Annotated in this window: 16 protein-coding genes; 6 read left to right on the forward strand and 10 right to left on the reverse strand. The window is 72.7% G+C overall.

Translation table 11 applies throughout. The features are described 5' to 3' along the window. Nucleotides 1–16: 16 nt before the first annotated feature. The gene (purE, locus tag F1C76_04900; protein ID QNG36013.1) at nt 17–526 is read right to left on the reverse strand and encodes a 5-(carboxyamino)imidazole ribonucleotide mutase; all 510 of its coding nucleotides are present in this window, start codon (nt 524–526) and stop codon (nt 17–19) included. 20 nt (nt 527–546) lie between these two features. Next, nucleotides 547–1,740: a 5-(carboxyamino)imidazole ribonucleotide synthase gene (locus F1C76_04905; GenBank protein ID QNG39019.1), complete on the reverse strand. Its 1,194-nt coding sequence runs from the start codon at nt 1,738–1,740 to the stop codon at nt 547–549. Nucleotides 1,741–1,818: 78 nt separating this feature from the next. Between F1C76_04905 and F1C76_04910 the strand changes: the two genes are divergently transcribed. Together F1C76_04910 and F1C76_04915 are read left to right on the forward strand one after the other, a co-directional pair. Beyond that, a complete protein-coding gene (locus tag F1C76_04910) occupies nt 1,819–2,298 on the forward strand; it encodes a GtrA family protein (protein QNG36014.1) in 480 nt (159 codons plus the stop codon). Nucleotides 2,299–2,395: 97 nt separating this feature from the next. Beyond that, nucleotides 2,396–2,773, forward strand: a complete 378-nt coding sequence (locus F1C76_04915; GenBank protein ID QNG39020.1) for an acyl dehydratase — start codon at nt 2,396–2,398, stop codon at nt 2,771–2,773. A gap of 3 nt (nt 2,774–2,776) precedes the next feature. On the opposite strand, the gene F1C76_04920 is transcribed toward F1C76_04915, so the two are convergent. From F1C76_04920 to F1C76_04935, 4 genes are all read right to left on the reverse strand, one after another. Then, nucleotides 2,777–5,734, reverse strand: coding sequence for an SMC family ATPase (locus tag F1C76_04920; GenBank protein ID QNG36015.1), 2,958 nt, complete (start codon nt 5,732–5,734; stop codon nt 2,777–2,779). Continuing rightward, nucleotides 5,731–6,879: an exonuclease SbcCD subunit D gene (locus F1C76_04925; GenBank protein QNG36016.1), complete on the reverse strand. Its 1,149-nt coding sequence runs from the start codon at nt 6,877–6,879 to the stop codon at nt 5,731–5,733. The genes F1C76_04920 and F1C76_04925 overlap by 4 nt, the downstream gene beginning before the upstream one ends. A gap of 86 nt (nt 6,880–6,965) precedes the next feature. Beyond that, nucleotides 6,966–7,532 (reverse strand): PH domain-containing protein, encoded by a 567-nt coding sequence (locus F1C76_04930; GenBank protein QNG36017.1) that lies wholly within the window; start codon nt 7,530–7,532, stop codon nt 6,966–6,968. 34 nt (nt 7,533–7,566) lie between these two features. After that, complete coding sequence (locus tag F1C76_04935) at nt 7,567–8,304, reverse strand: biotin--[acetyl-CoA-carboxylase] ligase (GenBank protein QNG39021.1); 738 nt, start codon at nt 8,302–8,304, stop codon at nt 7,567–7,569. 167 nt (nt 8,305–8,471) lie between these two features. On the opposite strand from F1C76_04935, the gene F1C76_04940 reads away from it, so the two are divergent. The 4 genes from F1C76_04940 (at nt 8,472) to F1C76_04955 (ending at nt 12,691) form a co-directional block, all read left to right on the forward strand. Beyond that, nucleotides 8,472–10,046, forward strand: coding sequence for an acyl-CoA carboxylase subunit beta (locus tag F1C76_04940; GenBank protein QNG39022.1), 1,575 nt, complete (start codon nt 8,472–8,474; stop codon nt 10,044–10,046). Next, nucleotides 10,043–10,258: an acyl-CoA carboxylase subunit epsilon gene (locus F1C76_04945; protein ID QNG36018.1), complete on the forward strand. Its 216-nt coding sequence runs from the start codon at nt 10,043–10,045 to the stop codon at nt 10,256–10,258. Before F1C76_04940 ends, F1C76_04945 begins: the two co-directional genes overlap by 4 nt. Further along, entirely contained in the window at nt 10,231–10,857 is a 627-nt protein-coding gene (locus F1C76_04950) for a septum formation inhibitor Maf (GenBank protein ID QNG39023.1), read from the forward strand. The genes F1C76_04945 and F1C76_04950 overlap by 28 nt, the downstream gene beginning before the upstream one ends. Before the next feature lie 73 nt (nt 10,858–10,930). Further along, nucleotides 10,931–12,691 carry an ATP-grasp domain-containing protein gene (locus F1C76_04955; GenBank protein ID QNG36019.1) on the forward strand — a complete coding sequence of 587 codons (1,761 nt, stop codon included), beginning with the start codon at nt 10,931–10,933 and terminating at the stop codon, nt 12,689–12,691. 73 nt (nt 12,692–12,764) lie between these two features. Here F1C76_04955 and F1C76_04960 read toward each other — a convergent pair whose 3' ends face one another. The 4 genes from F1C76_04960 to F1C76_04975 all read right to left on the reverse strand — a co-directional run bounded on the left by F1C76_04960 (nt 12,765) and on the right by F1C76_04975 (nt 20,873). Beyond that, entirely contained in the window at nt 12,765–15,287 is a 2,523-nt protein-coding gene (locus F1C76_04960; protein QNG36020.1) for a hypothetical protein, read from the reverse strand. A gap of 105 nt (nt 15,288–15,392) precedes the next feature. Next, nucleotides 15,393–18,263 carry a hypothetical protein gene (locus tag F1C76_04965; GenBank protein ID QNG39024.1) on the reverse strand — a complete coding sequence of 957 codons (2,871 nt, stop codon included), beginning with the start codon at nt 18,261–18,263 and terminating at the stop codon, nt 15,393–15,395. A 418-nt stretch (nt 18,264–18,681) separates the two neighbouring features. Beyond that, entirely contained in the window at nt 18,682–19,473 is a 792-nt protein-coding gene (locus F1C76_04970) for a phosphotransferase (protein ID QNG36021.1), read from the reverse strand. Beyond that, entirely contained in the window at nt 19,470–20,873 is a 1,404-nt protein-coding gene (locus tag F1C76_04975; protein ID QNG36022.1) for an NAD(P)H-quinone dehydrogenase, read from the reverse strand. Before F1C76_04975 ends, F1C76_04970 begins: the two co-directional genes overlap by 4 nt. Nucleotides 20,874–20,988 lie beyond the last annotated feature (115 nt).

Consider the following 20,988-nt stretch of genomic DNA (forward strand, 5'->3'; position numbering starts at 1 on the left):
CCAGGTTAGCCGCGGTTCACACGCGGCGAGAGGCCAACCGCTGCTGCAGCGTCTCGTCACGCGCCACGACCGAGTCGGCCAGCTCGGCCTGGAACCGCTCGACCCGCACACGCAGCTCGGCATCACCCGAGGCCAGGACGCGTACGGCGAGGAGCCCCGCGTTGCGGCCGCCCCCGATGCTGACGGTGGCGACCGGGACCCCGGCGGGCATCTGCACGATCGACAGCAGGCTGTCCAGCCCGTCGAGCAGGTCCAGCGGCCGCGGGACGCCGATGACCGGCAGCGGGGTCGCCGCGGCGATCATCCCGGGCAGGTGCGCCGCTCCCCCGGCCCCGGCGACCACGACCCGGATGCCCCGGCCGGCGGCGGCCCCGGCCCACTCGAGCATCCGGTGCGGGGTCCGGTGTGCGGAGAGCACGTGCGCCTCCCAGGGCACGTCGAACTCGTCGAGTGCCTGCGCGGCCGGCTCCATGGTGGGCCAGTCGGAGTCGCTGCCCATCACGATGCCGACGATCGGGTGGCTCATGCTCGGGCTCCTGGGGTCGGTCAGTCGTGGTCGGGGAAGGCGAACGCCGGGTCGACGACGCCGTCGGCCAGGTAGCGGGCGGCCGAGACGGCGCGGGCCCGGACCTCCTCGAGGTCCTCCCCCAACGCCGTCACGTGCCCGAGCTTGCGACCGCGGCGTTGGCCCTTGCCGTACCAGTGCAGCTTGACGTCGGGCCAGTGCGCCATGAAGTGGTGGATCCGCTCGTCCAGTGCGGGCCCGGTCCAGTCCTCGTCCGCGGCGTCCCCGCCGAGCACGTTGGCCATGACGACGACGGGCGCGGTCATCGCCGTCGACCCCAACGGGTAGTCCAGGACGGCGCGCAGGTGCTGCTCGAACTGGCTGGTCCGGGCGCCCTCGATGCTCCAGTGCCCGGAGTTGTGCGGTCGCATGGCCAGCTCGTTGACCAGCACGCCGTGCGGGGTCTGGAACAGCTCGACGGCGAGCATGCCGACGACCCCGAGCCGGTCCGCGATACGGACCGCCATCTCCTGGGCGGCGGTGGCCAGCTCGTCGTCCAGGCCGGGGGCGGGCACGAGGGCCTCGTTGCAGACGCCGTCCCGCTGCACGGTCTCGACGACCGGGTAGACCGCCACCTGACCGAACGGCGAACGAGCCACCTGGGCAGCCAGCTCGCGGACCATGTCGACCCGCTCCTCGGCCAGCAGGGTGCCGTGCCGCTCCAGGAGGGTCGCCGCCTCGCCGCGGTCACCGACGACGAAGACGCCCTTGCCGTCGTAGCCACCGCGCGGGGTCTTGAGCACGACCGGCCACCCGTGGTCCCCCGCGAAGGCAACGACGTCGTCGGCGGTGTCGACCTGGGCCCACGCCGGCTGGGGCTCCCCGGCCTCGGCGAGCGCCCGGCGCAGGACCAGCTTGTCCTGGGCGTGCACCAGCGCATCCGGGCCGGGGGCGACCCGGTGGCCGCCGACCTGGAGGGCGTGCAGCAGGTCGGTGGGGACGTGCTCGTGGTCGAAGGTGACCACGGTGGCGCCCTCGGCGAAGGACTCCAGGTCGGCCAGCGACCGGTGGTCGCCGATGCGGACGTCCCCGGCCACGAGCGCCGCCGACTCGGCCGGGTCGGTCGCCAGCACCCGCAGCGTCTGGCCCAGCGCGATGGCCGCCTGGTGGGTCATCCGGGAGAGCTGCCCACCACCCACCATCGCGACGACGGGAGTGCCGGTCTCGGGGTGCAGGGGATCGGCCATGGTGGGGTCAGGTTATCGACCGTCGGACGAGCGTCGACCGGGTCGGTCTCCGTACAGTTCACGGTCGTGCCGCTGCTCGAGTCCCTGCGCCGTCGGACGGGCGTCAGCTGGCGCCTCCTGATCAAGGAGCTCGGCGCCTTCGGGATCGTCGGCGGGGTCTGCTTCGTCATCGACATCGGGCTGTTCCAGCTCTTCTACGCCCACCTGGGCTGGGGAGCGGTGACGGCCAAGCTGGTCTCCACGCTGATCTCGATGACGGTGGCCTACTTCGCCCACCGCTACTGGTCCTTCTCCCACCGGGCGCGCACCGGGGTGCGGCGGGAGTACCTGCTGTTCGCCGTCATCAACGGACTCACCCTGATGCTGGGCCTGGCGATCGTCGCCTTCGTCCGCTACCCGCTGGGGCAGGACGGCGCGCTCGTGCTCCAGATCGCGAACATCGGCTCGATCGCCCTGGGCACCGTGATCCGCTACCTCTGCTACCGCCGGTGGGTCTTCCCGGCCGCCGAGCCCACGACACCGGACCGCAACACCGAGACCGTGTGACACCGTGGCCGGCGTGAGCCAGCCGACCGTCTTCTTCGAGGACCTCACCGTGGGCCGGGTGTTCGACCTGGGCGCCATCACCGTGGACCGCGCCGAGATGATCGACTTCGCCCGCCGGTACGACCCGCAGTGGTACCACGTGGACCCGGAACGGGCGGCCGCCTCGTCGTGGGGCGACGTCATCGCCAGCGGCTTCTTCACCGCCAGCCTGTGCATGAAGCTCTACGCGGAGAACCTGCTGGACCACGCCGCCGCGGACACGTCCCCGGGGATGGACGAGCTGCGCTGGCTGGCCGCGGTCTACGGCGGCGACACCCTGAGCCTCGAACTCACCGTCGAAGACGCCCGGCCCTCGTCCCGCTCTCCGGAGCTGGGCACGGTGAGCCTGCGCTGGGTGCTCAGCCGGGACGACGTGCCTGTCCTGCGGATGCGCGGCCGGGGCTGGTTCCGCCGCCGCGAGCAGCTCCCGGACTGAGGCTCATCCCGCCAGTCGTGACCCGTCCCGGCCGGCGAGGACCTCGATCCGACTGGGGATGCGGGTGCGCAGCTCCTCCACGTGGCTGACCACCCCGACGACCCGGCCACCTCGACGCAGGTCGTCGAGCACCGTCATCACCGCGTCGAGGGCCCGGGGGTCGAGGCTGCCGAACCCCTCGTCGACGAAGAGCGTGTCGATCTGCACCCCGCCGCTCTCGGCGGTCACCACGTCCGCCAGGCCCAGGGCCAGGGCCAGGGAGGCCATGAAGCTCTCCCCGCCGGACAGCGTCTTGGTGGGCCGACGGACCCCGGTGTACTCGTCGAGCACGTCGAGGCCCAGCCCACCCCGAGCTCCGTGGCGGCCGACGGCGTCGCTGTGCAGGAACGTGTAGCGGCCACCGGACATCTCCTGCAGCCGACTGCTGGCCACCTCGGCCACCTGCTCCAGCCGCGCCGCCAGCACGAAGGACTGCAGGCGCATCTTCCGGGTGTTGGCGCCGCGGCCGGTCACCAGGTCGGCGAGAGAACCCACGTGGTCGGCGTGGGCGCGACGCTCGTCCAACCGGATCCGCGCGGTCGTCAGTGCCCCGACCAGCGACTCGAGGTCCACGAGACGGCGGGACGTGGCGACCGCCACGGCGACGGCGGCTTCCCGATTGGCGGTGGCGGAGCGGAGGGCCTCGCCGGTCGCTGCCTCGTCGGGAGCAGCGCCCAGGTCCACGAGGTCGGGCGCCGCGAGGGCCGACCGGGCAGCCTCCAGCGCCCGGTCGTGGTCGCGCAGCAGACCGTCCAGACGTCTCAGCTCCCCACGCTCCAGCAGTGCGGCGGCGGCCTCGGCCACGTCGGCGAAGCCGGCCTCCGCGGCACGGGACGAGGCACGTCCCTCGGCGGCAGCGAGGCCGCCGCGGGCCCGCAGGTGCATCGCCACCGCGTCGACCACCGCGTCGCAGCGGTCGGCCTGCCGTTCCAGCCGCCGCACCCGGCTGGCCAGGTCGTGGTCGTCGCCGGTCGCCCGGGTGAGCACCTCGGTCAGCTCGGCGTGGGCTGCCCGGGTCGCGTCCCGCTCAGCAGTCCGGGACGCCAGAGCTGCCCGGTCCAGCACCACCTGGCGGTCCTCGTCCTCGGCCCGCTCACGGAACGCCTCGAGCCCGCGCTGTGCCCGCCCGAGACCGGCTGCCGCCGCATCCGCCTCGGCCAGGGCCACGCGGGCCTCCTCCCGGGCCGCGGCTGCCGTGTCGGTTCCCACGCCGTCGGAGATCGCGACCGCCGCGGCCACCTCCGTGGTCCACCGGCCCTGGGTCTCCAGCGCCCCGTGCAGGTCGTGCTCGGAGCGCTCCACCGCGGCGCGGGCGTCGTCCTCCTCGGCCGCGGTGACCACGGTGCCGACGTGCTCGGCGGGTCGGGGGTGCTCGAGGGACCCGCAGACCGGGCAGTCGTCCCCAGCCGCGAGAGTGGAGGCGAGCTCGGCGGCCATGCCCTCGAGGCGGGCCGCGCGCAGGTCCGCGGCCCGCTCCCGGGCGCCGACGAGGCCCTCCCGCGCGGCGAGCACGGCGGCCTCCGCGGACGCGAGCTCTCGACCGGCCCGGTCGGCCGCGACGCTCGCGGCGGCCACGTCGGTGAGCCGGGCCAGGGCGGCCGCCAGCCCCGGCCGCCGGGACTGCGCATCGGTCGCCCGGGCGAGTGCGGCCTCGGCCGCAGCCTGCTCCGCCGGCCGAGCCGCGCAGCGTTCCTCGGCCTCGAGGACCCGGGAGGCGAGCACGTCCGCCTCGCGGTCCAACGCGTCGGCGGAGCGGCGCAGACCAGCAGCGCGGGCGACCTCCGGCTCGAGGGCGCGGGCTGCAGCTGCCTCGTCCCGCAGCGCACGAGCCGTCAGGGTGTCGGCAGGGGCGCCGTCCGCCACGGCGGTCCACGCGGCCTGGGCGACGTCGAGGTCGGCCGCAGCACGCTCAGCGGCCCGACCGGCGTGCTCGACGTCCTCCAGGACGTCCCGGAGGGGCTCGGCCCGACGGGCGGCCTCCACAGTCTCCCGGGCCGACTCGAGATCGGCGGCCCCGGCCGTCAACCCGTCCAGTTCCCGGCGGGCCCGGTCACGGCGGGTGTGCCGCTCGGCCAGCGACCGGGCCGCCGCGGCCTCCGTCTCACGCAGGTCCAGCTGTGCGCGGGCGGCATCGGCTGCGGCAGCCGACTCGACCGAGTCCTCCCGCGCGTCGGCGAGCACCTCGGCGACCCAGCGGTCGACCCCGGCCCCGGCGGCTCCCACCAGGTCGGGGGCCAGGTCCTCGGGCACGTCGACATCGGCGACCTGGGCGACCCGGGCCAGCACGGTGCCCACGGCCGTACGAGCGGCTCGGGTGAGCTCGTCGGCCTGACGCCGTTCCTCGGCCAACCAGTCCTCTGCCCGGGCGAACCGACCGACGTCGAAGAGCGTGCGCAGCAGGCGGCCCCGGTCGTCGGGCTCGGCCCGCAGGAAGCGGGCGAAGTCGCCCTGGGGCAGGAGGACGACCTGGCAGAACTGCTCGGCCGACAGCCCGAGGCGGGTGCGCAGGTGCTCCGATCCCTCGTCGATCCTGGTGCTGACCGGCTCCCACCCGCCGTCGGTGAGCCGCTGGACCGTCAGGGTCGCCTGCTCGATGGTCGACCCCGTGCCCCGCTTCTTCGGCCGTTGCTGCTCGGGCCGGCGGGTGATGCGCAGCCGCTCCCCACCGAGCGTGACCTCGCACCTGACCTCGGTGCGCACGTCGACCCCAGCGTGGTCGCTCCGCAACCGCTTCTCGTGACCACGGACCCCCGGCACGGTGCCGTAGAGCGCGAAGACGATCGCGTCGAGCAGCGAGGTCTTGCCCGCGCCGGTCGGACCCCACAACAGGAAGAGACCGTCGGCGCCCTTCTCGTCGAGGTCGACCGACACCTCGCCGGCGAAGGGACCGAAGGCCCGTACCGACAGCTGGTGGACCCTCATCGCGCGACCTCCTCCCGATCGGCCACCGCGAGCGCCCGGCCGAGCAGCTCACGCTCGGCTGCCGAGGCCCCGACGCCCCGGACGTGGGTGACGAACTCCCCGGCGACCGCCAGGTCGTCCCGGCCACGCAGCCGGTCGGTGTAGCTGCGCCCGTCGTCCCTGGTGCCGGCCCCGGACCACTCCAGGTGGACGCAGTGCGGGAACCGGGTCTGCAGCTGACGCATCGGGTCGGCGGGTCGGACCGCGTCGGTGAGCCGGGCGGAGACGAAGTGGTCGGTGACCACCTCGTGGGCCGGGTCGGCGAGGAGGTCGGCCAGGTCGCCGTCCAACACGGTCAGCTCCCGAGGGGTGGGCAGCACGACGGCCCGCACCTCGGCCAGACCGGTTGCGTCCAGGTCGACCAGCCAGACCTGCTTGCGCTGGCCGGCCTCGCCGAAGGAGTAGGCCATCGGCGAACCGCTGTAGCGCAGCCGCGGGCTGAGGGTCTGTGGCCGGTGCAGGTGACCCAGTGCCACGTAGTCGACGCCCTCGAACACGGCGGGGCTCACGAGGTCGACCCCGCCGACCGCGATGTCCCGCTCGCTCTCGCTGGGGAGGCCGCCACCCACGAACGCGTGGGCCAGCACGACCGAACGGGCACCGGGGCGGAAGTACAGGTCTGCCCGCACCTTGTCCATCGCGGCCGACAGCACGGCCTGGTGCGAGCGGGCGACGTCGGCACCGAGCTCGTGCCGGGCGACCTCGGGCTCCAGGAAGGGCAACCCGTAGACGGCGACCTCACCGTGCTCGTCGGCCAGCAGGACCGGTTCGTCGAGCGAGCCGGTGGACGCGCGCACGTGGACCCCCGAGGCGGTCAGCAGCCCGGAGGCGAAACCCAGCCGACGGGCGGAGTCGTGGTTGCCGGGGGTCAGCACCACCTTCGCGCCCGCGGCCTGCAGTCGGGACAGCACCCGGTCGAGGACGCCCGTGGCGTCCGCGGAGGGGACGGCCCGGTCGTACACGTCGCCGGCGACGAGCACCACGTCGACGGACTCCTCGCGCACCACCCGTGCCAGCCCGGACAGCACGGCCTCCTGCTCGGCCAGGAGCTCGGTGCCGTGCAGGGACCGGCCCACGTGCCAGTCCGACGTGTGCATCAACCGCATGGTCGCGACGCTAGGTGGACCCTCCGACAAAACCGCTCCGGGCTCGCCGTGACGGACCGGTCCGGGGCCCCTGGGGCAGACGGGGTTCAGCGCTGGGGCGGGACCGGCCCGGTGTCACCGCGGTAGTACTGGCCGATGTAGCCCGCGCTCTCCTGCGCCCGACGGTCGGCGTCCTCCTCGACCACGTGGTTCAGGAGCTGTTGCACGCCCTCGGAGTCCGGGATGGCGGAGAACACCGTGGACCCGCCGTCCCCGGCCGTCTCGATGGTCAGCGTCCCGGAGTTGATGATCCGGTCCCACAGGGTCTGGCTGTAGGTCACGTCGGTGATCCGGGACAGGCCGATGTCCCGGCCGGTGCGGGAGAGGATCCCCACCCGGTGCAGCAGCCGGTGCGTGGTGATCACGTAGTGCGTCGTCCGCCACCTCAGCAGCGGCACCACCACGAAGACGACGGCCAGCAGCAGCGCGACCACCACGATCACCAGGCGGTAGACCCCCTGGTTGGACCCCGACGGGATCAGGGCCGCACCGAAGGACCCCAGGCCGACGAGGGCCAGGAAGAAGACCACCGGCCAGAAGACGGTCAGCCAGTGCGGGTGCAGGTGCCGCACGACCTCTTCGTCGTCGCCGAGCAGCTTGTCGGGGTAGGCCACGCCGCCAGGATGACCGACCCCGACCCCGCCGTCATCACCCGGCGGCGCGGGGCCGCACGTGTCGCACGTCGCCGCTGGCCAGCTCCAGCCGCCCCTGGTCGGTCCGGACGACGAGCCGGCCGTCCCAGTCCACGGCCTCGGCGACGCCGTCCACCGTCCGACCGTCGGGCAGGGTGACGGTCACCTCCAGACCGACCGTGGAACACCAGGCCAGGTAGTCCCGGGCCAGGCCGGAGGACACCGGGTCACCGGCGTGCTCCACCCAGGTGCGGTACCGGCGTTCGAACGCACGCAGGTAGCCCAGCAGCACGGGTGCCCGGTCGACCGGGCGACCGGCGAGGAGCTGCAACGACGTCCCGGTGTCGGGCAGCTCGTCCTCACGGGTGGAGACGTTGAGCCCGACGCCGACGACGACGGCCGTCCCGGACGCCTCGGCGAGGATGCCGGCGAGCTTGCGGCCGTCGGGTGCGAGCAGGTCGTTCGGCCACTTCAAGGAGGTGCGCCCGACCTCGGTCAGCGACTCGGCCAGGGCCACCCCGGTCAACAGGGACAGCCAGCCGCGACGGGCGGCGGGGACGTCGGGACGCAGCAGCACCGACACCGTCACCCCCGCCCGGGGCGGCGACGTCCAGACCCGGTCCAGTCGGCCCCTCCCGGCGGCCTGGTGCTCGGCGACCAGCACGACGCCCTCGGCCTCGTCGGCCGCGGCCCGGGCGGTGAGCTCGGCATTCGTCGAGCCCACCTGCGACACCACCTCGACCGTGCGCCACATCGAGCCGTCGCGCGCCAGCACCGCGGAGAGCGCGGTCGCGTCGAGGGCGGGACGGTCCAGGTCGGACCAGCGTCCTGCGGGTGTGTCGGCCACGTCACCTACGCTACGGCGCTGTGACCACGGCTGAACTCGGCAATGCCGGCGAGGACGTCCCGGCGGACATCGACATGCACACGACCGCGGGCCGGCTGGCGGACTTCGAACGACGCCTGGACGAGGCCGCGCACGCGGGCTCGGACCGTGCGGTGGAGAAGCAGCACGCCGCCGGGAAGATGACCGCCCGCGAACGCATCGAGGCGCTGCTGGACCCGGGGTCGTTCACCGAGCTCGACGAGTTCGCGCGGCACCGGTCCACGAACTTCGGGATGGACGCCAAGCGCCCGTTCGGCGACGGCGTGGTCACCGGGTACGGCACCGTCGACGGCCGTCCGGTCTGCGTCTTCTCCCAGGACGTCACGGTGTTCGGCGGCAGCCTCGGTGAGGTCTACGGCGAGAAGATCGTCAAGGTGCTCGACCTCGCCATCCGCAACGGCTGCCCGATCATCGGGATCAACGAGGGCGGTGGCGCCCGGATCCAGGAGGGCGTGGTCTCCCTGGGTCTGTACGGCGAGATCTTCCGGCGCAACGTGCACGCCTCGGGCGTGATCCCGCAGATCTCGCTGGTCATGGGTGCCGCGGCCGGGGGGCACGTCTACTCCCCCGCCCTCACCGACTTCATCGTCATGGTCGACGAGACCAGCCAGATGTTCATCACCGGCCCCGACGTCGTGAAGACCGTGACCGGCGAGGACGTGACGCTGGAGGAGCTCGGCGGCGCCCGCACGCACAACACCAAGTCCGGCGTCGCGCACTACCTGGCCAGCGACGAGGAAGACGCCCTCGACTACGTCAAGGCGCTGCTGTCCTACCTGCCCAGCAACAACCTGGACCCGCTGCCGACCCTCGAGGTCGCCCCGGTCGAGGTCTCCCTGCCGGAGTCGGTCAGCGACCTGGACGCCGAGCTGGACACCTTCATCCCGGACTCCGCGAACAGCCCCTACGACATGCACACCGTCATCGAGCACGTGCTCGACGACGGCGAGTTCCTCGAGGTGCAGCCGCTGTTCGCCCCCAACATCCTGATCGGCTTCGGTCGGGTCGAGGGCCGGCCGGTGGGCATCGTGGCCAACCAGCCCACCCAGTTCGCCGGCACCCTGGACATCGACGCCAGTGAGAAGGCCGCCCGCTTCGTCCGCACCTGCGACGCCTTCAACATCCCGGTGCTGACCCTGGTGGACGTGCCCGGCTTCCTGCCCGGCACCTCCCAGGAGTGGGACGGCATCATCCGCCGCGGCGCCAAGCTCATCTACGCCTACGCCGAGGCCACCGTCCCGCTGGTCACCGTCATCACCCGCAAGGCCTACGGCGGCGCCTACGACGTCATGGGCTCCAAGCACCTGGGCGCCGACGTCAACCTGGCCTGGCCGACCGCGCAGATCGCCGTCGTCGGGGCCCAGGGCGCGGTCGGGATCCTCTACCGCAAGGAGCTCGCGGCCTCCGACGACCCGGACGCCCGCCGCGCCGAGCTGATCACCGAGTACGAGGACACCCTCGCCAACCCCTACATCGCCGCCGACCGCGGGTTCATCGACGCGGTCATCCCGCCCTCGCACACCCGGGTCCACGTCACCCGGGCGCTGCGTCTGCTGGCGAACAAGCGCCAGACGCTGCCGCCGAAGAAGCACGGGAACATCCCGCTGTGACCGAGCCGGCCCGTCCGCTGCTGCGCGTCGTCCGGGGCGAGCCCTCCGCCGAGGAGCTCGCCGCCCTGACCGTGGTGGTCGCGGTGCTGTCCCAGCGCCGCAGCCGTCGCCGGCCGACGCCGTTGGGGGCGTGGGCGTCCCGCGGGGACGTCGTACGGACACCCCTGCAGCCGGGTCCCGGTGGCTGGCGCGCCGCGGGGCGGTTCGCGTGAGCCGCCGGCTGGTCCTGGCCTCGGCGTCCCCTGCCCGACTGCAGCTGTTGCGGCAGGCCGGCCTGTCGCCCGAGGTCGTGGTCAGCGGCTACGACGAGTCGGCCGTCCGCTCGCCCCGGGTGGGCGAGCTGGTCGCCCTGCTGGCGACGGCGAAGGCGCAGACCGTCGCGACGGACCTCGCCGACGCCCTGGTCATCGGCGCCGACTCGTTGCTCGAGTTCCGGGGGGAACCCCTGGGCAAGCCGGTCGACGCGGCGGACGTCCGCGCGCGGTGGCGGCGGATGGCCGGACGCAGCGGCACGCTGCACACCGGGCAGGCGCTGCTCGACGTGCAGCGCGGCTCCATCGCCCGGCGCGACGTGGCCGTCGTGTCCACCACGGTGCACTTCGCCTCCCCCACCGAGGCGGAGATCGAGGCCTACGTGGGTTCCGGCGAGCCCCTCCAGGTGGCCGGTGCCTTCACCCTCGACGGGCTGGGCGCGCCCTTCGTCCGGCGCATCGAGGGTGACCCGTCGGCCGTCGTCGGCCTGTCCCTGCCCACGCTCCGGCTGCAGCTGGGCCGCCTGGGCGTCACCATCACCGACCTGTGGCAGGGCTGAGCAGCCTGACCGCGATCGTCGTCGTCGGGGCTGGCTACAGTCCGACGAGTTCTCATCGAGGAGGCTGTGCGCTGTGCAGAAGGTCCTGATCGCCAACCGGGGCGAGATCGCCGTCCGGGTCGCCCGCGCGTGCAAGGACGCCGGCCTGACCAGCGTCGCCGTCTACGCCGAGCCCGACCGGGACGCCCTGCACGTGCAGGTCGCCGACGAGGCGTTCGCGCTGGGCGGGAACACCCCGGGCGAGTCCTACCTGGTGATCGACAAGATCATCGAGGTCGCGAAGCAGTCCGGGGCCGACGCCGTGCACCCCGGCTACGGCTTCCTCTCCGAGAACGCCGACTTCGCCCAGGCCGTCCTCGACTCCGGGCTCACCTGGATCGGGCCCTCCCCCGCGGCGATCATCGCCCTCGGCGACAAGGTGCAGGCCCGGCACATCGCCACCTCCGTCGGCGCGCCCCTGGTGCCGGGCACGACCGACCCGGTCGACGGCGGCGAGGAGGTCGTGGCCTTCGCCGAGGAGCACGGCCTGCCGGTGGCGATCAAGGCCGCCTTCGGCGGTGGCGGCCGTGGGCTCAAGGTCGCCCGCACCATGGAGGAGATCCCCGAGCTCTTCGACTCCGCCGTCCGCGAGGCCGTGTCGGCCTTCGGCCGCGGTGAGTGCTTCGTGGAGAAGTTCCTGGACCACCCCCGCCACGTCGAGGCGCAGGTGCTGGCCGACACGCACGGCAACGTCGTCGTCGTCGGCACCCGGGACTGCTCGCTCCAGCGCCGCAACCAGAAGCTGGTCGAGGAGGCGCCCGCGCCCTTCCTGACCGACGAGCAGCGCGAGCGCATCCACTCCAGCGCCAAGGACATCGTCCGCGGGGCCGACTACGTGGGTGCCGGCACGGTCGAGTACCTGGTGGGTGTGGACGGCGACATCTCGTTCCTCGAGGTGAACACCCGCCTGCAGGTCGAGCACCCGGTCAGCGAGGAGACCAGCGGCATCGACCTGGTCCGCCAGCAGTTCCGGATCGCCGACGGCCTGCCGCTGGAGATCACCGAGGACCCGATCCCGCGTGGGCACAGCATCGAGTTCCGGATCAACGCCGAGGACGCCGGCCGGGGTTTCCTCCCCGCCCCCGGCCCGGTCACCGGGCTCACCGTTCCGCAGGGCCCCGGCGTGCGGTGGGACTCCGGCGTCGTGCTCGGCGGCGAGGTCGCCGGTGCGTTCGACTCCATGCTCGCCAAGCTCATCGTCACCGGCGCCACCCGGTCCGAGGCCCTCGATCGGGCCCGCCGGGCGCTGGACGAGCTCCAGGTCGACGGCATGGCCACGGTCATCCCGTTCCACCGGGCCGTCGTCCGGGACGAGGCCTTCACCTCCGAGCCCTTCAGCGTGCACACCCGCTGGATCGAGACCGAGTGGGACAACCAGGTCGAGCCGTTCGGTGCCGCCGCCGAGGGCGCCGAGCCCGAGGAGCGGCAGACCGTCGTCGTCGAGGTCGGCGGCCGGCGGCTCGAGGTCTCGCTGCCCGCCGGGCTGGCTGCCGGGGGTGGCGCACCTGCCGGCGCTGCTGCCAGGCCCCGCAAGCGCGGGGGCGGCGCGGGCGGCTCCGGTGCGTCCGGGGACAGCCTCACCTCGCCGATGCAGGGCACGATCGTGAAGGTCGCCGTCGAGGACGGTGCGACCGTCGCCGCCGGCGACCTCGTCGTCGTCCTCGAGGCGATGAAGATGGAGCAGCCGATCACCGCGCACAAGGCGGGCACGGTGTCGGGGCTGTCCGCGGAGGTGGGGGCGACCGTCACCAGCGGTGCCGTGCTCTGCACGATCACGGAACCGGCGAGCGAGTAGCTCTCGTCGACGACAGCGGGCCCCGACCGGATCGGTCGGGGCCCGCTGTCCTCAGGTGATGCCGTGGTCCGGGTCAGGCCGTGATCGACCGGCACCCCAGGCTGGTGTTCCGCGACGGGGTGTCCACGTCGATGGCATAGACACACACCGAGTGCGTACCCGGCGCCACCTGCGTGGAGAACGAGAACCCGTGCGCCGAACCCGACCCCGGGAAGACCGCACCCACATCCGGCCGCGACCCATCAGCCACCAACGCCGTCCCGCGACCATCCACGTACACGTGCACCTGACCGGCCACCAACGGCTGATCCGGGTCCAACGCCCAACCCCGGACACTCACCGTCCCCGCCGACGCAGCCAACGAGTCCCAACTCGCCAACGGCAACGCCATCTGCGTGGTGATCGACCGGCACCCCAGGCTGGTGTTCCGCGACGGGGTGTCCACGTCGATGGCATAGACACACACCGAGTGCGTACCCGGCGCCACCTGCGTGGAGAACGAGAACCCGTGCGCCGAACCCGACCCCGGGAAGACCGCACCCACATCCGGCCGCGACCCATCAGCCACCAACGCCGTCCCGCGACCATCCACGTACACGTGCACCTGACCGGCCACCAACGGCTGATCCGGGTCCAACGCCCAACCCCGGACACTCACCGTCCCAGCCGACGCAGCCAACGAGTCCCAACTCGCCAACGGCAACGCCATCTGCGTGGTGATCGACCGGCACCCCAGGCTGGTGTTCCGCGACGGGGTGTCCACGTCGATGGCATAGACACACACCGAGTGCGTACCCGGCGCCACCTGCGTGGAGAACGAGAACCCGTGCGCCGAACCCGACCCCGGGAAGACCGCACCCACATCCGGCCGCGACCCATCAGCCACCAACGCCGTCCCGCGACCATCCACGTACACGTGCACCTGACCGGCCACCAACGGCTGATCCGGGTCCAACGCCCAACCCCGGACACTCACCGTCCCCGCCGACGCAGCCAACGAGTCCCAACTCGCCAACGGCAGTCGCTGGCCCACGATGGCGATGGGGGCTGTCCCGCCGGCGCGCGGGACGACCGTCACCATCGCCTCGGTGCCTGCGGCGTACTGGACGGCAAGCCGGAAGTCCCCACCGGCGAGGGAGATGGTGGAACCAGACGGGACCACCGTCATCCGATCGGCGTCCCACCCAGCAGCAGACGTCGGGGTGCCGTCCAACAGGAGGGACGTGTCGTCGCCCTCGGCGGCGCGGCGCACCGTCACTCCCTCTTGCAGTTGGAACACGTCGTCGGCGGTCCCGAGCCACGCGTCCTGACCCGTGGGGGCGCGGTACTCCACCCAGTAGGTCGCCCCGTTCGCCGCGCTCAGCTTGAGGGCTCTCGTACCCCCGGACGCTGACACCGGGGACAAGAACACGTTCTCGGCCGCGCCCGAGGGCGTCAGTTCGGCCACCTGACCAGGGTCGAGGACGCCCAGACGAGCCGCCTGAGCCGTGTTCAGCGAACCCAGACGAGCCCAGGACGCCCCCATGACGTCGTAGAAGTCCCGGTACGGGGACACCTGACACGTACCCGCCTCGGTCGTCGCGTTGCACTGGAGCTGGGACGAGTGACCCAGTCCGAAGTTGTGCCCCAGCTCGTGGGCGAGGACCGACGTCCCGGCCGCCCTGACGTACAACCTCCCTCCTGAGGTCGCTGAACCGCCCACCTCTGCCATGCCGAACGAGCAACCGGGGAGGTTCTGTGGCAGCGAACTCACGTAGACGAGAAGGTGCTTGGTGGGACCAGGGGTCCACCCCGCGGCCGCGGCAGCCGCGTTCCACAGACCGGTGGGGTCAGAGCACGACGCGCCTGTGCTGACCCAGCCGGACGGGCCCGATGTGGTACCCAACTGGATGCGGCCCCCGCTCTGTCCGCGCCAGAAGTCCGCGACCGGTCCGTTCACCGCATTGGCGAGCGTGGCGACCGTCATCGAGTCGGCCTGGCCGCCAGCAGGCACCACCCGCACGATCGTGACGCTGTTCGTGACTGCGGTTCCGGCCGCAGCGACAGGAGGATCGACCGGAGCCGCGGCAACGACCGAGGCGGCGAGCACCTCTCGCGCGGCTGCCAGACCGTCGTCCTCGGCCGGGGCGTCGACGACCTCCCCACCGACCGTCACCTCGACGGTGGCACCGACAGGCACGCTGTCGACGTCGTCGGTCAGCACCCGCACCGAGGAGCCGTCCGACCGCTCGATGTAGGTCAGGGGTCCCTGCTCGGCGAGCTCGGCGTCGTGCACGCTCGCGTGCTCCGGCCAGGCCTGGACGAGCTCACCCACGACCGTGGCCCCGGTGACGGCGGCTGCCGGCGCCGCCGGAGCTGCATCCTGGGGGTCAGCTGTCGCGACGTCGGCCGGCACGTGGTCGGTCCCAGGAGACACCGAGCTGGAGGGTGCGGACTGCGAGCCGGCCGGCGGGCTCGGCGGGGCCTCTGCGGGGACGGTCGCGCCGGTGGTCACCTCGGCCATCGCAGGTGCGACGGCGACGAACGAGGCCACCACGGCGATGGCCGCGGCCACGACCACCGAGCGCAGGGCGAGCGACCGATCAGTGACGTTCACGCGAGCTCCTGATCGAGAGGGACGAGACGAGCTGTGCCCCGGCGAGATCGGGGTGGTGGTCATGGACGGGTACCTGATGTGTCGCAGCTGACGCCGGCGTGACTGCTACGCGGTCACCGAACGACAACCCAGCGACGTGTGCGCAGCCCGACCCGTCGTGTCGATCCCGTACACACACACCTGGTGCACACCCGCCGACACCGGCGTGGAGAAACCGAACCCGTGCCGAGACCCGATACCGGGGAACGGCACCTCCAGGTCCGGCCGCGACGCATTCGCCGTCACCGCGGTCCCACGACCGTCGACGTAGACGTGCACGTCGTTGGACGCCGGCACCACATCAGGATCGAAAGACCACCCCGACAGCGACAACACACCCTGCGACACCGACATCGAGTCCCACGAACCCATCGGCGAGGTCAGCCCCACCGACACCGAACGACAACCCAGCGACGTGTGCGCAGCCCGACCCGTCGTGTCGATCCCGTACACACACACCTGGTGCACACCCGCCGACACCGGCGTGGAGAAACCGAACCCGTGCCGAGACCCGATACCGGGGAACGGCACCTCCAGGTCCGGCCGCGACGCATTCGCCGTCACCGCGGTCCCACGACCGTCGACGTAGACGTGCACGTCGTTGGACGCCGGCACCACATCAGGATCGAAAGACCACCCCGACAGCGACAACACACCCTGCGACACCGACATCGAGTCCCACGAACCCATCGGCGAGGTCAGCCCCACCGACACCGAACGACAACCCAGCGACGTGTGCGCAGCCCGACCCGTCGTGTCGATCCCGTACACACACACCTGGTGCACACCCGCCGACACCGGCGTGGAGAAACCGAACCCGTGCCGAGACCCGATACCGGGGAACGGCACCTCCAGGTCCGGCCGCGACGCATTCGCCGTCACCGCAGTCCCACGACCGTCGACGTAGACGTGCACGTCGTTGGACGCCGGCACCACATCAGGATCGAAAGACCACCCCGACAGCGACAACACACCCTGCGACACCGACATCGAGTCCCACGAACCCATCGGCGAGGTCAGCCCCACCGACACCGAACGACAACCCAGCGACGTGTGCGCAGCCCGACCCGTCGTGTCGATCCCGTACACACACACCTGGTGCACACCCGCCGACACCGGCGTGGAGAAACCGAACCCGTGCCGAGACCCGATACCGGGGAACGGCACCTCCAGGTCCGGCCGCGACGCATTCGCCGTCACCGCGGTCCCACGACCGTCGACGTAGACGTGCACGTCGTTGGACGCCGGCACCACATCAGGATCGAAAGACCACCCCGACAGCGACAACACACCCTGCGACACCGACATCGAGTCCCACGAACCCATCGGCGAGGTCAGCCCCACCGACACCGAACGACAACCCAGCGACGTGTGCGCAGCCCGACCCGTCGTGTCGATCCCGTACACACACACCTGGTGCACACCCGCCGACACCGGCGTGGAGAAACCGAACCCGTGCTGGTCACCGATGCCCGGGAAGGTCCGCGGCAGATCCGGCCGGGAGCCATCAGCCGTCACAGCAGTCCCGACACCGTCGACGTAGACGTGTACGTCGTTGGAGGACGGGACCACATCAGGATCGAAAGACCACCCCGACAGCGACAACACACCCTGCGACACCGACATCGAGTCCCACGAACCCATCGGGGAGCGACCCCGGTCGATGCCGCTCGAGGGCGGTGCGACGGGCACCGTTCCGGTCGTGATCCGCACAGCAGCGCCGCTGGTCGAGACGCTCTGCACCGTGATGGCGAAGTCCCCGGACTGGACGGACACCGCCGTGCCCACGGGCAGCGAGGTCTGCAGGTCCGCGGACCAGCGGTCCGCGCGCGACGGGCTCCCGTCGAGCAGGAGCGAGGTGTTCGGCAGGCCGGAGGCCCGGCGCAGCACCACACCGCTGTCGACCCGGTAGAGGTTGCGCGAGTCACCCAGCCACGCGTCCTGGCCGCTGGGCTGGCGGTACTCCAACCAGTAGACGGTGCCGGTGCGGTCGGTGAGCTTGACCGCTCGGGTCCCGGACCCTGCCGAGACGGGGGCCAGGGTCACCGAGCGGGCGGCGGTGGACGGCGTCAGCGCGACGGTCTCCGAGGCCGGGAGGACGCCGATCAGCGCAGCCTGAGGCGCGCTGAGCGACCCGATCTGACCCCAGGAGATGCCCATGACGTCGTACAGGTCGTAGTAGGAGCGGGTCTGGCAGGTGCCGACCTCGACCGCGCCGTCGCACTGGACCTCCGAGGAGTGGCCCAGCCCGAAGTTGTGGCCCAGCTCGTGGGCGATCACCGGGGTGGCGACCTCACGGACGTAGGAGACGCCACCGGAGCCGACCGACGTGCCGACGGTGCCCAGACCGTAGGAGCAGTCCGGGGCGGCCGGGACGTAGAGCAGGAGGTGCTTGCCCGCGCCGCCGGTCCACCCGATCTGGGCAGCGACGTCGCTCCACAGCGCGTTGGGGTCGGCGCAGCCCTTGCTCGAGGTGACCCAGCCCGATCGGCCGGCCACGGCGGACAGCCGGATCAGGTCGTTGCTCTGGTCGGACCAGAAGGAGGCGACGCCGCCGTTGACCTGGTTGACCAGCGAGGTGATCGAGGTGCCGTCCGCGGACCCACCGGCCGGGACGACGAGGACGGCGGTGACGGTGTTGGTCGGGGCAGCCCCCGCCGCAGCCGTGGTCGGGTCCGGTGTCGCGGCCTGCAGGACCTCGGCGGCGAGCACCTCGCGGGCCGGGGCGACGCCCTGCTCCTCGCTGGCCTCGTCGGCCAGCTCCTCGCCCACGGTCACCTCGATGGTGGACCCGGTGCGGACGGCGGGCAGGTCCTCGGTGGGGACCCGCACGGCGTCGCCCTCGACGGGCTCGATCCAGCTCAGCGGGGCCTCGGCTGCGTGCTCGTCGCCCTCGTGGGCGTGCTCGTCGGCCGAGGGGTCCGGATAGGCCTGCACGAGCTCACCGACGACGGTGTCCCCGGCCTCGACCTCGGGCTCTGCCGTCGTCGACGGGGCTGCGGTCGGCTCGGGCGCGGACGTCGTCGGCTCGGCCGTCGGCTCCGACGTGGTCGTCGAGGACGGCGCGGGCGTCTCGGACGGCGTCGTCACGGGCGCGTCGGTCGACTCGGACGGGGCCGCGGTGGCGGGCGCCGAGGTGGTCTGCGGAGCCGACGACGTCGGGGCAGCCGTCGCGTCCTCCGCCATCGCCGCAGGGGCGACGACGAAGGTGGCGAGGACCGCGACGGTCGAGGCGAGCACAGCGGACCGCAGGGTGCGGCGGCGGTGGGCGAGTTGCACGTGGGGCTCCTGAGCAGAAGGGCGTTCGCTCAAGGTGATCGGCTCGACCCCCCACTTCCTGTAGCCCCTCCACCCGCTAGAGGTAGTGCCGCGCCTCCCGGGCGGCCGCAGCCCCGTACCCGCCACCGAACAGCAGCGCGTGGAGCAGCAACGGGTGCAGCTGGTGCAGGCCCGTCCGCTCCTCCCAGCCCGGCGCCAGCGGGGTGACCCCGGTGTAGGCCGCCAGGATCTCCGTCAGCAGCGGCGCACCGAACAGGTGCAGCAGCGCGAGGTCGGTCTCCCGGTGCCCGCCGTGCGCGGCAGCGGCGTCCACCAGCCACACCCGGGAGCCCGTCCACAGCAGGTTGCCGCTCCACAGGTCGCCGTGCAGCCGGGCCGGCGGCTCGACCGGGACGTCGGCCAGCCGCGGCAGCACCCGCTCGACCACCGCGGCCTCGTCGGACGTCAGGTGACCGGCGTCGACGGCCAGCCGCACCAGCGGGAGGAGTCGCGCCTCGGCGAAGAAGGCGGCCCAGTCGTCGAACGGCTCGGGGTCCAGCGGGATCGTCGCGGCGTACCCGCCGCCCCCGAACGCCGGTGGCCCCGACGCGTGCATCCTGGCCAGCGCCGCTCCGAACTCCCGGGCAGCGCCGACCGACGGCGCGGACGACGCCACCCACGACAGCGTCAGGGACGACGGGGTCACGTCGAGCACCTCGGGCAGCGGCGGCCCGCCGTCCACCCGCAGCCGGTCCAGCCCCCGCGCCTCGGCCTCGAAGAACCCGGCCGGTGCCCCGGTCAGCTCCTTGACGAACACCGGCCCGTCGGCCCGCTCGACGCGGAACGCCGAGCAGATGTCACCTCCGGGGACCGGTACCCGCGAGCTCACTCGTCGTCGGAGTTCATCAACCGCCGGCCGGCTTCGGTGATCGACCCCGAGAGGGACGGGTAGATCGAGAACGTCTGCGCCAGGTCGTCCACGGTCAGGCCCTTGCTGACCGCCAGCGTGATGGGCAGGACCAGCTCGGAGGCACCCGGCGCCACGACCACGCCGCCGACGACGACGCCGGTGGAGCGTCGGGCGAAGATCTTCACGAACCCGTCGCGCAGGTCGCTCATCTTGGCCCGGGCGTTGGTGGCCAGCGGCAGCTGGACGCTCTCGATGTCCGAGCCCTCGGGGATCGTCTTCTCCTGCACCCCGACCGTGGCGATCTCCGGGTGGGTGAACACGTTGCCGGCGACGGTCTTCAGCCGGATCGGGCTGACCGCCTCCCCCAGCGCGTGCCACATCGCGATCCGGCCCTGCATCGCCGCCACCGAGGCCAGCTGGAACACCCCGGTCACGTCGCCGGCGGCGTAGATCCCCGACACCGACGTGCGACTGACCCGGTCGACGACCACGTGCCCGGACGGCGACGTCGCCACCCCGCACTGCTCCAGGTTGAGCCCCGCGGTGTTGGGCACCGTGCCGACGGTCATCAGCGCGTGGGAACCGGTGACGACGCGGCCGTCGGTGAGGCGCACCTCGACCCCGGTCGCCGTCCGCGTGACCGACTCCGCGCGTCCACGCTCGGCGATCTTGCCGCCGCGGGACTGGAAGACCTTCTCCACGACGGCGGCTGCGTCGGCGTCCTCACCGGGCAGCACCTGGTCGCGGGAGGAGACCAGCGTGACCGGCACCCCGGCCTCCAGGTAGCCCGAGGCGAACTCTGCGCCGGTGACGCCCGAGCCCACGACGACGAGGTGCTCGGGCAAGTCCTCGAGGTCGTAGACGTCGCGCCAGGACAGGATCCGGTCGCCGTCGGGCTCGGAGCCGGGCAGCACCCGGGGGTCGGCGCCGGTGGCGATGAGGACGACGTCGGCCTCGAGCTCCTCGCGCACGCCGCCCTCCTCGTCGCAGATCTCGACGCGGTGCGCGGCCAGGCCGCGGATCTCGTCGGACAGCCGGGCCGCCCCGGTGACCGAGCGGACCCCGACGGAGTCCAGCCGGGCGCGGATGTCGGCGGACTGGGCCATCGCCAGCCCGCGAATGCGGCCGTTGACCTTGGCGATGTCGAGTTCGACGGTGGCGAGATCGGACCCCCGCAGACCCAGGACGGCGGAGTCGCGGACGGCGGTCATCGCCCCCGCGGCGGCGATGAGGGTCTTGGACGGCACGCAGTCGGTGAGCACGCTGGCCCCACCGAGCCCGTCGCGCTCGACCACGGTGACGTCGGCACCCAGCTGGGCGGCGACCAGGGCTGCCTCGTAGCCGGCCGGTCCGCCGCCGATGATCACGATGCGGGTCATGAGTGGTCCAACTCCCGTGCTGTGCGGTGGATGTGCTCCCCCATCCTCCCCGGTGGGCGGACCGCCCGGTGCCACCACCCCGGGTCGGGCTCACCACACCGGGGCGGGCGCCCGT

Source organism: Geodermatophilaceae bacterium NBWT11, from assembly GCA_014218215.1.
Taxonomy (GTDB): domain Bacteria; phylum Actinomycetota; class Actinomycetes; order Mycobacteriales; family Geodermatophilaceae; genus Klenkia.

What these genes read in the sequence shown, in the direction of transcription:
- F1C76_04915 (QNG39020.1), top strand. Translation starts at nt 2,396, where the DNA reads ATGATCGACTTCGCCCGCCGGTACGACCCGCAGTGGTACCACGTGGAC.
- F1C76_04975 (QNG36022.1), bottom strand. Translation starts at nt 20,873, where the DNA reads ATGACCCGCATCGTGATCATCGGCGGCGGACCGGCCGGCTACGAGGCA.
- F1C76_04925 (QNG36016.1), bottom strand. Translation starts at nt 6,879, where the DNA reads ATGCGGTTGATGCACACGTCGGACTGGCACGTGGGCCGGTCCCTGCAC.
- purE (QNG36013.1), bottom strand. Translation starts at nt 526, where the DNA reads ATGAGCCACCCGATCGTCGGCATCGTGATGGGCAGCGACTCCGACTGG.
- F1C76_04935 (QNG39021.1), bottom strand. Translation starts at nt 8,304, where the DNA reads ATGTGGCGCACGGTCGAGGTGGTGTCGCAGGTGGGCTCGACGAATGCC.
- F1C76_04920 (QNG36015.1), bottom strand. Translation starts at nt 5,734, where the DNA reads ATGAGGGTCCACCAGCTGTCGGTACGGGCCTTCGGTCCCTTCGCCGGC.
- F1C76_04940 (QNG39022.1), top strand. Translation starts at nt 8,472, where the DNA reads ATGCACACGACCGCGGGCCGGCTGGCGGACTTCGAACGACGCCTGGAC.